Source organism: Streptomyces sp. NPDC051677 (assembly GCF_044453465.1).
In the GTDB taxonomy this organism is placed as follows: domain Bacteria; phylum Actinomycetota; class Actinomycetes; order Streptomycetales; family Streptomycetaceae; genus Streptomyces.
Map to the genome: position 1 here is coordinate 100,171 of NZ_JBITCT010000040.1, position 11,946 is coordinate 112,116.

Here is an 11,946-nt window from a genome sequence, read left to right on the forward strand (position 1 = left end):
GTTTCAACGCGAAGGCGACTGGTGCGGGCTCCAGATGGGAAGCTCGGTCACTGTGCGGCATCGCGCCGCGCGATCGCGCTGATGGCGGAGAACTGGAGCGTCCAGACGTTGCCGTGGTGCGGGTACTTCGCCGTCATCGTGGCCACCAGTTCCTCGGCGTCCTTCACGACCTCGTAGGCAGCGTGGAAGTCCTGGATGTAGGTGCGGGTCTGGGAGATCATGGTGTCGACCACATGGTCGTCGCCGTCGGGCCTGCGGTGTCCGGACACGATCATTCGCGGCCGGAGCCCCTCCACGACGTCGACGGTCTCGAGCCAGTCCTGCCACTCCTCGGGCGTCGACAGGCCGAGCATCGGGTGGATCTCGTTGTAGATGGAGTCACCGGCCACGACGACGTCGATCTCGGGGATGTGCACGATGGTCGTCGGATGGATGTCGGCCTGCTTCACCTCGATGATGTGCAAGGGAGATCCGTCGACGTACAGGGTGTGTCCCTCCATCGGGTCCGGAATCGGCCCCGCCGTGACGCAGGCGTCACCGAACAGCATCCTCCACTGCTCGATCTGCGTCTGCATGGACTCCTTCATGGACTCGATCACGTGGGGCAGCGCCACGCACTTCGCCTCCGGGAACCGCTCCAGAAGCGGTCCGAAGCCCAAGTAGTGATCAGCGTGATCGTGGGTGATGTAGATCGTCGTGAGCTTCTTGCCGGTGCGCTCGATCAGATCACCGAGGTCCTGGACGTCGTCCTTGAGGTAGAGCGCGTCGATCAGGACCACCTCGGTGGCGCCGCTCACCAGGGTGGCCGTCGTCGGCGAGAAGGTGCCCGACGGCACTCCGGGAAACTCCTCGGCCGGGATGTTCGGCCAGCGACCGACGAAGGCCGTCGCGCGGATGGGGGCGGCAGGCGCGTGGGTGTCAGTGTTCACGAGGGACCTCCGGTTGCGGTGTGGTCGGCCGGCGCGGCATTGCGATCGTCGGCGGACGAAGTCAAGTTACGAATGCGCGATCGGTGACTCATAGAAGGTGACTCATAGAAGGAGTGCGCCCGGCGCTGGTACACGAGCGCCACGGTCCGCTGAGCACCCCTGCGGGTCGAAGGAGGGCCCGGGGCACACCCGACCGTGCGCCGGGCCCACTGCCAGGGGGTCAGCTCGCCACTTCGTAGGGGATGGCCCGGTTCTCCTTGGCCCAGAGCTTCTCCACGTCGGAATGGGCGGGAGGCGGAACGAGGCCCTGGGTGCGCCACAGGTCGATGGGGGTCTCGTCGACGTGGACTTCCCAGTCGTAGCCGCGATCCTTCACGAACGCCGCCAGCTTCTCCTCGACCAGCCCCATGAACATGGCCCGGATCTCGGCGCCGTCCATCTGCCGGGCGATGTGGTCCAAGCGAATCCGCACGAAGTTGTTGGCCGGCTTGCCGCCGACGTACATGGTGTTCGCCGGCATGTCCTTGAACAGGACGACGACGTAGAACTTGGGCAGGCTCTGGTAGTCCACGTAGATCGAGGTGATCGCCTCGGACAGCTGTTCCTTGTCCTCCGGGGTGAAGGCGTTCTCGGGGGTGAAGATTTCCCAGTACGGCATTGCGGCTCCTTCTGGACAGATGGTGCGTGGATATGGCTTGGGTGGGGGTGTTTCAGGCTCGGAGGTGCTTCACGAAGTGGTCTCGTGCGGCTGCGGAGCACTCGTCGAACCCGGGTCCGCTGTAGGCGTCGAAGTGGCCGCCCTGGGTGATGACGATCTGCTTCGGCTCCCGGGCCTCCTCGTAAGCGTCGAGGGCGAACTCGAACGGCGCCACCGCGTCGGCGGCGGCCACGATCATCAGGAGCGGGGTCGGCGCGATCCGGCTGATGTAACTGCCGGGGTCGTACTCGCTCGCCAACTCCAGGCTCCGAACCGTCATCTCGTTCTTCCAGTTGGGCGCCCGGTCCGCCGACGTCTTGCTGAACCACTCGTAGGCCTCGGTCGAGGGCATCACCGCCTGCCCCATCGGGTCGGGCGTGACGACCGGGAGCATCGTGGACGCTCCATCCGTGAACCGGTGGAGTCGGTCGCCCTCCAGGGCCTCACGGATGTGCGGGATGAAGTCCGGCCGGACCAACCGGTCCAGGCCGCGTGGCCCCGAGATGAAGGGCACCTGGGAGACGACGGCCTTCACCCTCTTGTCGATCGCCGCGACCATGAGGACGTGTCCACCGGCGAAGCTGGAGCCCCAGATACCGATCTTCGACGCGTCCACATCGGGGCGGGTGGTGGCGTACGTGATCGCGTTCCGGAAGTCCCGGTACTGCAGGACCGGGTCGACCTCTTGTCGAGGAGTGCCATCGCTGTCACCGAAGTTCTGGTGATCGTAGACGAGCGCGTTGAGGCCGGCTTCGGCGAAGACCACGGCATAGTCGTCGAGGTGCATCTCCTTGACGCTCGACAGCCCGTGCGCCAGGACGATGACCGGTGCGGGGGCGCTGGTGTCCTCGGCCGGGTAGAACCAGCCCCGGAGGGTGACGCCGCCTTCGCCCTTGAACTCGATGTCTTCGCGATTCATGTGATCTTCCGGTTCACTTGGAGTGGTCCGTCTCTCGAGTTGTGGTTCCCTTGGAATGGACCGGCTCGGGAGTTGCGGTTTCGGACACACGCAATCTATGAATGCGGGCGAGCTGCTCATAGAACGAATGCGCCGCGGGCTGGTACCGCTGTGCCTCGGTCCGTGAGCAGGTGGTCAGGTGATTCCGTGGGCTTCGCGGTAGTCGCCAGGAGACAACGAGAACTCCCGACGGAACTCCCGTCCGAAGTGGCTGGCGTCGCAGAAGCCCCACCTGTTTGCGATTGCGGCATTGGAGAGATTCGTGTTCACGAGGTCATCTCTGGCCGCTGCCAGGCGGTGTCCGCGGACGATCGATCCGACGGTGTCTCCGGTTGACGCGAAAGCCCGGTGGACGGTCCTCGAAGAAACGCTGTGTGCGGCAGCGAGGTCGGCGACTCTGACCGCTCCACCGGCAAGGTGGTCGACGATCCATACCTCCAACTGCCGTCGGAGCAACTGCAGGAACTCGCTGTCTCCGATGTCTGGCCGACTCGCACGGATCATGCCGGCGATGAGGACCAGGAGGGCGCTGCGCGTGCTCTCGATCTCCGCCGCGGACATCCGCCCGGCATGACGGTCCACGCTCATGAGGACGTCCTGGAAAAGGTTGGCCAACGGGCTCTGAGCGGTCTCCAGGAGCAGGCACCCGGGCACGCCGCCCCCCGTGTGGAATGGGGACAGCGCGGTCATGGGCACCCTGACCGTTCGCTTGGTCAGGTGCTGTGGAATGACGAAGCGTCCGGTGGTGCGGGTGCTTGTGATGAGAACCGTCCCTGGTCGCAGGACGACGGTCTCGTCAGAGGTCTCGATGATCTGTCGGCCTGCGTAAGCGGTGAAGAGCAGCAGTGCGTCATCGTCGTGACGCGCGACGTTGCTGCCTCGGATCCCTTCGACCTGCGGGCACACCCAGTCGGTGACAAGGAGGTCTCCGAGGTCCAGCGCCTCCACCGATCCGAAGCACTCGACCGGCCCTGCGGGGTGCAGGTCCATGCCGGCGAGGCGGTCGCGGACGGCAAGCCTCCAACGGAAAGCGAACTCTTCGGGTGTCGGTAGGTCAGCGGGGCTTAGGGTGGATTGGGCGGGTGTCACGTTCTGGCTCCGGCTTCATCGACGGTGGGCTCGACGTGGTCGGGAATATGGTCGTGACATGCAGTTTGCTCCGTTGAACGTCTCGCTACTTGCCCTCAAGCGACAAGGATTTGTCCTTGCGTGACATCGATATGCCCGTTCGGGCCTCTGTCCTGCGGGGGCTGTCCGCGCTCGTCACTGGGGCCGGCGGCCGGGGTCCCGAGCTCCTCGCGGCGTACGGCTTCGACGAGGCGAAGATTGTCGAGGGCAACTCATTCGTCAGCCTCCGAGTGGTCGAGCGCCTTCTCGAGGAGGCGGCCGACCGGTTCGCACTTCCCGACCTCGGGTTGAAGATGGCGGCGCAGCAGGATCTGCACATGCTGGGACCGCTGGCGATCGCCATGGAGAACTCACGCACGATCGGCGAGGCCGTCGGGTGCGCGGGTCGGTATCTGTTCGTCTACAGCCCTGCCGTCTCCCTCGAGGAGATCGAAGATCCGCTGGGAAGTCCGGGGGCGATCGGGCTTCGCTACGCCAGCACGACGATGAACGCATCGCCACAGACGATCGACTACGGCATCGGGATCGTTCACCGAGTCCTGAAGCTGATCAACGGCGGCGCCCCCTACGGACTTCGTTCGGTCCAGCTTCCGCACGCTCGTCTGGCCCCCGAAAAGGCCTACCGGGACTACTTCGGCGCGGAAGTCAGGTTCGACTGTCCGAGCGTGGTTCTGCGCGTCACGAGCCAACTGTGCTCGATGCCGGTCAGTGGCGGCAACGACCTGCTTCGCGACATCGCGATCGGCTACCTCGACACGCACTTCGGCCACAAGGGCGTGCCGATCTCGGACCTGGTGGCAGCAGTCCTGAGCGAACACCTCGGATCCGGTGGTCCGGACCTGTCGAAAGTCGCGCGCCTACTGAGTCTGCACCCACGTTCTCTGCAGCGGTCCCTGGCCGAGGAGGGCACGACCTTCACTGGCGTCGTCGATCGCGTTCGCAGAAGTCAAGCCCTGGACCTGATCACGACGACCGACCTGTCGTTCTCGCAGATCGCGGCCAGACTGGGAATGCACGAACAGTCCAGCCTCACTCGTGCGGTACGTCGGTGGTTCGACACATCACCTTCCGGACTGCGACGGGCGGGACAGGAGCCGAAAGGCCGCTCCGCCTTGATCGACGACAAGGCGGAAACCCACTTCACGAGTGACGCCCTCTAGTGACGCCCTCTGAGGAGAACGGAGGCTCTTCGGCACTCTCCGTGAAGCAAGTGATCTTGAGGTAGCCCTCGGAGTGGGGGATCGAACTGCCGGTACCCGCCGCCGGTTCTGCGACAACCGAAACCTTGCCCCGTCTGACGGCAGGACAGGGGCCTGCTTCGCGTGGAGCATCGACCACCGCAAGGACCGCACCGCCAGCAGCACCTTCGCAACAAAGACTTGAGCTGACTGGGTTCGAGCGCCCTCTGCCCGTTGCGTCGTCACCACGCGGCGGAAGCTCCGCACCGGGACGACGGGCAAGGGCGCCAGTGACCGACGCCGTCGACAGTGGACGTCGTGGCGGTTGTCAAGCGTTCATCCGTTCATGACCGCACCGGAGTGAGTCCAAAAATAAAACTCACTGTGATACGTTCACCTCAGTGTTTCGACCTGCGCTTGTCTTCCGCAGCCGATCGTGTGCGCATGAGAGGACGACAGATGACCTGGGTAGCTTCCACCCGTGACGAGCAGCGCGAACAACTGGGGCGTTTCCTCCTCGGAACAGGCAACATCGGCGGGATCGCGAGTCAGACCGGACCCGGGATCGGTCTCTCGGAGAGCGAAGGGTTGGCGCTGATCGATCACGCCGTTGCGGCAGGAATCACGACGATCGATACCGCGGATGTGTATGCGGGCGGTGTCAGCGAGCGGGTGGTCGGCCGCTGGAGTTCCGCCCACCCGGAACAGTCCGTGCTCATTCAAACCAAGACGGGAGCAACCCCCAGTGGGCCAGACCTCTCGCCCGAGCGCGTGAGGCGGCAGCTTACGCGCAGCATCGACATCCTCGGGCGCGTAGACCTCTACATCGCCCACCGTTTGGACCCGCACACCCCATGGGCCGATTCGTTGCCCGTGTTCAGCGATGCAGTCCAGACCGGCACCATACGCGCCTACGGCCTGTCCAACGTCGACGGAAAGGCGTTGGAGGCCGCTCTCGAGACCGCTGACCGCCTCGGGCTGGTCCGGCCCGAACTCGTCCAAAACTCATACTCGCTACTCGAACGCAGCGATGACGACCATGTCCTCCCGGTCGTGAAGGCCGAAGGGCTTGCCTACACACCGTTCTCTCCGCTCGCCAACGGTCTGCTGGCAGGTCGATACAGCAACGGTGAACGTCCCGCCGCCGGCAGCCGGGCCAGCGTGGCCTCACGCTCCGCAGACTGGCTCGACCAACCCGCGGTGGTCAAGAAACTCCGCGCCTTCGACCGGGTGGCGGCGGAGCATCACATCACGTCGGCGGGTCTCGCTCTCGCCTGGCTGTACAACCACCCCGTCGTGACCGCCCCGATCATCAGCGTCAGCAAGTCATCGCAGTGGCAGGCCATCGACGAGGCCGCGACGATGCCATGGACACCACCGGTGCAAGACGCCGTCAACTCCCTATTCGAATAGGCCCGCTGGCGAAGCATGGAAAACGCGTGCGCGGCCCGTTGTCCTGCCTGAACGAGGCCCGCTACGGCATCCTGTGCGGCGTCGTCGGCGCGGCGCGCTCCAGCCATGTGGCGGCGTTGGAGTACACGCTCACCGCGAGCAGTTCGGCAGGCCGCTCGCCGAATTCCAGCTCACCCAGCGCAAGCTGACCGACCCCCTCATCGAGGTCAACCGCGCCGCCCTGGTGGTGCTGCGCATCGGCCGGCTCAAGGACACCGGCAGGCTGCACCGCCAATCGTTGGGTCTGTGTCATGGGCTGGTTGCCGGCCCGTGTCGTCTTTCCGAGGACCGCATGCGTCCTGGGCCGGAGATCAGCCGCGAACGACCGGGCCGGTGAGATCCCAGTCCGGCACGGTCGAGATCCGCTGGATGCCCTCTTCGCGGACAGGCTCGCCGCAGGTGGCGCAGACCACCTGCTGGCGGATCGGATGGCCGTGATGTTCCACCCTGACCGGCGGCTCTTCCACAGCCCACTTGTCGCCCCAGGCCCGCAGCGCGGACAGCACTGGCGCGAGTTCCCGGCCCGCCTCGGTGAGGTGGTAGTCGTGGCGCGGAGGGCTGGACTGGTACTCCCGGCGTTCCAGAATGTCTGCCGCAACGAGAGCTTTCAGGCGTGCGGCGAGCCGGTCGCGGGGCGCGCTGGTGTTGCGGGCGATCTCGCTGAACCGGTGGTTGCCGAACATCACTTCGCGCACCGCCAGCAGCGCCCAGCGGTCTCCCACGATCCCGAGGGTGGCAGCGATCGAGCAGGGGCGGCCGTGCTGTGCATCCATACGCCCAGCCTTCCACGCGAAGGTTTGTATATCAAACCGTCGCACCCTATGGTGGCGGTCGTGGTATGGAAATCAAACCGCCGTCGGGTCGCGATCGCAGTGGTCCTTACGGCTGTCTTCATGGCCAACATCGATCTGTGGATCGTCAACGTGGCACTGGTGACCATGCAGCGGGATATCGGCGGGTCGCTGGCGGCGTTCTCCTGGGTGCTCAACGCCTACGCCGTCACGCTCGCGGCGCTACTGGTCCCGGCGGGGCGGCTCGGCGACCGGATTGGGCATCGCCACGTGTTCCTGGCCGGGATCGGCCTGTTCACCGCCGCCTCCGCCGTCTGCGCACTTTCGCCCAACGTCGGCGTGCTGGTCGCGGCCCGGATCGCGCAGGCCGCAGGCGCCGCCGCTCAGCTGCCGACTTCTCTGGCGCTGGTCGTGGCCGCCGTCGAACCACGGCAGCGCATGAGCGCCGCCCGCGGGTGGGCCGCCACTGGCGGGCTCGCAGCCGCCGCCGCTCCCGCACTCGGCGGCGCGCTGGTACTGGGCAGCTGGCGCTGGGTGTTTCTGGTCAACCTGCCCATCGGCATCACGGCCTGGCTGGCCGGGCGCCGCGTGCTGCCTCGCCCGTCCGCCGACCGCCGCGAGCCGCTGCCGGACCTGCTGGGCAGCGCCTTGCTCATCGCCGCTGTCGGGGCGCTCACCGGATTCTTCGTCGAAGGGCCCGCATGGGGCTGGGCGGCGCCGGGAACCCTGGCCCTGCTCGCGGTGGCCCTCGTCGCGTCCACCGGATTCGCCTGGCGCTGCCGGATCCATCCGCACCCGATGATCGAGCCCGCACTGCTGCGCCTGCGGCGCTTCTCGGCGGCCAACGCCGCGGCCTTCCTGTTCAGCGTGGCCTTCGGGATCATGCTGCTGTCCAACTCCCTTTGGTGCCAGACGGTATGGCATTACTCGGCGCTGCGCACCGGCCTGGCCATGATCCCCGGACCGACGCTGGTGCCAGTCGTGACGCTGGCCTCCTCCCGGCTGGTGCACCGCATCGGCCCGGGACCGGTCGCAGCTGCCGGCTCACTGCTGTTCGCCGTCTCCCAGCTGTGGCGCAGCCTGTTCGCCGGCACGCACCCCGACTACCTGCGCGACCTACTGCCCAGCATGCTCATCAGCGGGGTGGGCGTCGGCCTGGCGCTGAGTACCCTGGTCGGGGCCGCCGCCACCGCCCTGCCGGGCAACCGCTCCGCGACCGCCTCCGCAGTCGTCAACTCCGTGCGCCAGGTGGCCTCGGCTCTCGGCGTCGCCGTCCTGGTCACCATGCTGGACGCGGCGGATACCGCCGAGGCCGGCTTCAAACTGGGCTGGGACGTCGCCCTTGTCCTCGCCCTGCTCGCCGCGGCCGTGAGTCTCTTCCTCGGCCCGCCGCCGGCAACGGAGCAGCACGGTGGCCTGGCGGCCGCGCCCCCGGCCACGACGGCAGACCCACGCTGACAGCCCGGAGAGGTGTCTACCGGGCGACCTGCAGCCGGGGGAACAGCCTGGACCCTGTCGCGGATCAAGACTCTGATCGGGCGTCGCTTCCACACGAGCTACACCGTGCAAGGCGTGGCCGCCCTGCTCAAGCGGCACGGCTGGAGCTGCCAGGTTCCTGCCCGGCGGGCGATCGAGCGGTACGAGAACCTGGTGGCCGGCTGGGTGAAGGAGAGCTGGCCCCAGGTGAAAGGACCGTGGCGGCGCTCGATGCCTGGCTCGTCTTCGAGGACGAAGCCGGATTCTCGATGACGCCACCGACCACCTGCACCTGGTCCCGCCGCGGTCAAACCCCCGTGGTCCGCGTCCGGGGGCGTTCCCGCCGCCGCTTATCGGTGGCCGCCCTGGCCTGCTACAAGACCGGCGAATCCTCACCGCTGATGATCTACCGGCCCTGCCCGGACGCCCGGCCCGACGGTCCCAAAAGCTTCTCCTGGAAGGACTGCCGTGACCTGATCAGAGCGCCCACCAGCAGCTTGGCGGCCCGATCGTGCTGGTCTGGGACAACCTCAACACCCACCTCACCGCCGGCATGCGCCGATACATCGCAGACCGCGACTGGCTCACCGTCTACCAACTGCCGCCCTACGCACCCGACCTCAACCCGGTCGAGGTCATCTGGTCGGTCCTGCGACGCACCACCACGGCCAACCGCGCGTTCGCCGACCCCGACGACTTGATCACCGCAGTCGGGCGCGACATACGCCAGCTCCAGTACCGCCACGACGTCCTCGACAGCTGCCTCCCCGGCACCGGCCTCCGACGCCAGCCACCATGACGACATCACGCACGCAAGGTCGTTAGTTGCAAAAAAAGACTTAGCAGGATAATGTGATGGGCGATCAGGAGCGGTGGAGGTACATGTGACCGGCGCCCGACCCTGAACCACTCGCTGGAACATTAGAGGCTGTCACTTTTTTGACGGGTTGCCGAACCGCTTCAGGCACTCGGACACGGCGTTGCGCGAGGCGACCATCAGAAGAGTTCTTCAGCTGCACCACGGCCATGACAGCGGCAGGCATGGGGGTATCAATCGATGGGCACCCTGTTGGATCTTGTGCTGAGCGCGCATGGCGACCTCGAGCGCTGGCACAGTGCTACGCAGATCAAGGCACATCTCAGCGTCGACGGCGCGATGTGGGGCCTCAAGGGCCACGCCGGCCAACTGGTTGACGAACAGGTGGTTCTGTGCACGAGAGAGCAGCGTATTAGCTTCACGCCGTTCACGGCCCCCGATCGCCGCAGCATTTTCGAGCCCGGCCGGGTCGCCATCGAGACCTCCGACGGATCAGTTATCGCCGAACGAACCGATCCGCGCACGGCGTTTGCGAGCCATACGTACCGCACGCTTTGGGATGATCTCCATCTTGCGTACTTCACCGGCTACGCCACCTGGAATTACCTCACGACGCCGTTCCTGTTCACCCTGCCCGGCGTGGAGGCGGAGGAGACCGAGCCGTGGATCGAGAACGGCGAAACCTGGCGACGTCTCAGGGTGAGGTTCCCCTCTGGCCTCGCCACTCACAGCCCGGAACAGACCTTCTACTACGGTGATGACGGACTGCTTCGCAGACTCGACTACAGTGCGGAAGTGGTCGGCGGTGTCGAACAGGCTCCAGCAGCCCAGTACGTCACGGATCACAAGAACTTTTCGGGATTCATATTTCCGACCAAGCGTCGCATTTACCGGCGTAACCCCGATAACAGCGCCCAGCCGAAACCAGTCGTCATATCCATCGACATCCTCGACCTAGAAGTTTCCTGAAGAGGGCCGTAGAAACCGATCAGCCCTTGCCGCCCTCGCCTCGGCGCAACGCTGCCCTCACAAGCGACGTACAGGTTGGTTACCTGCTGGTGCCGGGTGGGCGCGCCCGGCGCTCGCCTGTACTTCGCCGACACCGTGAGAGGCGGATCGGGACGAGATGTCGAAGTCCCCTTCCGGACCCGGCACCGCCCGCTCCTCGACCGCGAAGAGCCCGCGGCAGCTCAGTTGCTCCTCAATCGCGGACGCCGTCGCCTCGCTGCCCTGCCGCATCCGTGTGACCACGTCGAGCGTGAATGCCTGTCGAGCGTGAATGCCTGGGGAGCCAGCCGTTCGGACACGGTGGCCGGCACGGACCGAGTTTTCGGGGGCCCAAGGAGGCAGTGCCAGGGTCATCTGCGGTTCCTCGCCGGGCCGACTGCGGCACGGAAATGCAAACCGCCAGCACCGCGGTACCACTGCTCCCGATGCCTCAAATTCCGGCGATTTTGCCTCTGCGGCAAATCTCCGCGCACGGGAGCCGGCCGAGTGTGAGTATTCCGTAACTTCGCTTTATTCCGGATGACTTGGTTCGGCAATCGCCGCTGGCTGAAGTGGTCCGCACACGCAGCGACGAGGTGTCAAGACCTCGGCGCCTGGCATGGAGGATGTCATGCCCGAGATGTATTTCGATGTGCGCTGGCCCGATGGTGCGACCCAGCGCTGCTATTCCGCCTCCACTGTAATCGAGGACTACTTCGCGGCAGGCGGCGAGTACGAACTGGCCGACTTCCTGGAGCGCAGCAGGACGGCGCTCGGAATTGCCGGCGCCAGGGTGCGGGAGAAGGACATCTTTGACTGCGCGGCTGATGGTCATGGCGGTGGTGTTGAAGAGCTGGCCCAGAAGCTCCTGAAGAGGGTGTTTCCGCAGGCAGAGGATGGTGACCAGGATCTGGTCGGCGGGAGTGAGTGTGGGTTTGCGGCCGGTTCCTGGGGCGACGCGGCGTGGGCCGCCGCGGGCTGCGTGGCGGAGTTGTTCGCGGTGCTCTTCCAGTGCGGGGATCAAGGAGTGGGTGAGGTCGCTGAATTGCTTACGGGACATGCCGGTCAGCTCGGGGTGACGCAGGTCGTGGAGCGTGCGGGGGCGAGAGCCCCCGGCTGGCCGCCCGCCTTGGTGGGGAACGTCTGGGCATGGTTGGTGATCTGCGGGGTGAAAGGTGTAGTTCCAGTCTCCGTGGAAGCAGTGTCGTGTGATCGGCAGGCCGGCGATGGCCTCGTCGCTGATGCGGATGCCGATGGGGTACTCACCGCTGTCGAGTTCGGCGTGCACCGTCAGACCGGTGCGGCTGGTCGTTGCGGCGATAGCCTGGAGCATGACTTCATGGCTGGTCAGGGGTCTGCCGCGCCAGTTCATGGTGATGTGGGAGAACGGGGCTTGACCCTTGATCCTGGACACACGAGACACTGGATCCTGAGGATCTGAGTGGACGTTAAGTCCGTTTCTCGTAGCGACCTCGTCCGGGTTGGGTGAGGAAGCCTTGTCGGACGAGGCGTCCGAGGCGGCTGCGGGTGACG

General features: G+C 66.0%; 10 protein-coding genes and 4 pseudogenes. 8 read left to right on the top strand and 6 right to left on the bottom strand.

Features of this window, described 5'->3' with window-relative positions; translation table 11 throughout:
• Window positions 1-47 precede the first annotated feature (47 nt).
• From ACIBAF_RS36055 to ACIBAF_RS36070, 4 genes are all read right to left on the bottom strand, one after another.
• Window positions 48-929, bottom strand: a complete 882-nt coding sequence (locus ACIBAF_RS36055; protein WP_399468621.1) for an MBL fold metallo-hydrolase — start codon at window positions 927-929, stop codon at window positions 48-50.
• A 220-nt stretch (window positions 930-1,149) separates the two neighbouring features.
• Complete coding sequence (locus tag ACIBAF_RS36060; RefSeq protein ID WP_399468623.1) at window positions 1,150-1,587, bottom strand: tautomerase family protein; 438 nt, start codon at window positions 1,585-1,587, stop codon at window positions 1,150-1,152.
• Between the two features lie 52 nt (window positions 1,588-1,639).
• Window positions 1,640-2,545 (bottom strand): alpha/beta hydrolase, encoded by a 906-nt coding sequence (locus ACIBAF_RS36065; RefSeq protein WP_399468626.1) that lies wholly within the window; start codon window positions 2,543-2,545, stop codon window positions 1,640-1,642.
• A 174-nt stretch (window positions 2,546-2,719) separates the two neighbouring features.
• Window positions 2,720-3,574, bottom strand: a complete 855-nt coding sequence (locus ACIBAF_RS36070) for a helix-turn-helix domain-containing protein (protein ID WP_399468628.1) — start codon at window positions 3,572-3,574, stop codon at window positions 2,720-2,722.
• Window positions 3,575-3,789: 215 nt separating this feature from the next.
• Here ACIBAF_RS36070 and ACIBAF_RS36075 point away from each other — a divergent pair, with 215 nt between their 5' ends.
• The 3 genes from ACIBAF_RS36075 to ACIBAF_RS36085 all read left to right on the top strand — a co-directional run bounded on the left by ACIBAF_RS36075 (window position 3,790) and on the right by ACIBAF_RS36085 (window position 6,679).
• On the top strand, window positions 3,790-4,872 hold the full coding sequence (locus ACIBAF_RS36075; RefSeq protein WP_399468630.1) for an AraC family transcriptional regulator ligand-binding domain-containing protein: 1,083 nt from the start codon (window positions 3,790-3,792) through the stop codon (window positions 4,870-4,872).
• 477 nt (window positions 4,873-5,349) lie between these two features.
• Window positions 5,350-6,303, top strand: coding sequence for an aldo/keto reductase (locus tag ACIBAF_RS36080; RefSeq protein ID WP_399468632.1), 954 nt, complete (start codon window positions 5,350-5,352; stop codon window positions 6,301-6,303).
• A gap of 73 nt (window positions 6,304-6,376) precedes the next feature.
• Complete coding sequence (locus tag ACIBAF_RS36085; protein ID WP_399468635.1) at window positions 6,377-6,679, top strand: acyl-CoA dehydrogenase family protein; 303 nt, start codon at window positions 6,377-6,379, stop codon at window positions 6,677-6,679.
• Here the strand turns inward: ACIBAF_RS36085 and ACIBAF_RS36090 are convergent.
• Window positions 6,654-7,115 carry a winged helix-turn-helix transcriptional regulator gene (locus ACIBAF_RS36090; protein ID WP_399468637.1) on the bottom strand — a complete coding sequence of 154 codons (462 nt, stop codon included), beginning with the start codon at window positions 7,113-7,115 and terminating at the stop codon, window positions 6,654-6,656. The two genes, ACIBAF_RS36085 and ACIBAF_RS36090, sit on opposite strands and share 26 nt — an antisense overlap.
• A 48-nt stretch (window positions 7,116-7,163) precedes the next feature.
• Between ACIBAF_RS36090 and ACIBAF_RS36095 the strand changes: the two genes are divergently transcribed.
• From ACIBAF_RS36095 to ACIBAF_RS36115, 5 genes and pseudogenes are all read left to right on the top strand, one after another.
• Window positions 7,164-8,591 carry an MFS transporter gene (locus ACIBAF_RS36095; protein WP_399468640.1) on the top strand — a complete coding sequence of 476 codons (1,428 nt, stop codon included), beginning with the start codon at window positions 7,164-7,166 and terminating at the stop codon, window positions 8,589-8,591.
• 45 nt (window positions 8,592-8,636) lie between these two features.
• Window positions 8,637-8,882, top strand: a pseudogene (locus ACIBAF_RS36100) (winged helix-turn-helix domain-containing protein); the annotation flags it as partial.
• A pseudogene (locus ACIBAF_RS36105) lies at window positions 8,879-9,408 on the top strand (transposase). The pseudogenes ACIBAF_RS36100 and ACIBAF_RS36105, both read left to right, overlap by 4 nt.
• Before the next feature lie 258 nt (window positions 9,409-9,666).
• Complete coding sequence (locus tag ACIBAF_RS36110) at window positions 9,667-10,395, top strand: hypothetical protein (protein WP_399468642.1); 729 nt, start codon at window positions 9,667-9,669, stop codon at window positions 10,393-10,395.
• A gap of 658 nt (window positions 10,396-11,053) precedes the next feature.
• Window positions 11,054-11,227: pseudogene (locus tag ACIBAF_RS36115) on the top strand (hypothetical protein); the annotation flags it as partial.
• Window positions 11,228-11,572: 345 nt separating this feature from the next.
• Here ACIBAF_RS36115 and ACIBAF_RS36120 read toward each other — a convergent pair.
• Window positions 11,573-11,800, bottom strand: a pseudogene (locus ACIBAF_RS36120) (ISAzo13 family transposase); the annotation flags it as partial.
• Window positions 11,801-11,946 lie beyond the last annotated feature (146 nt).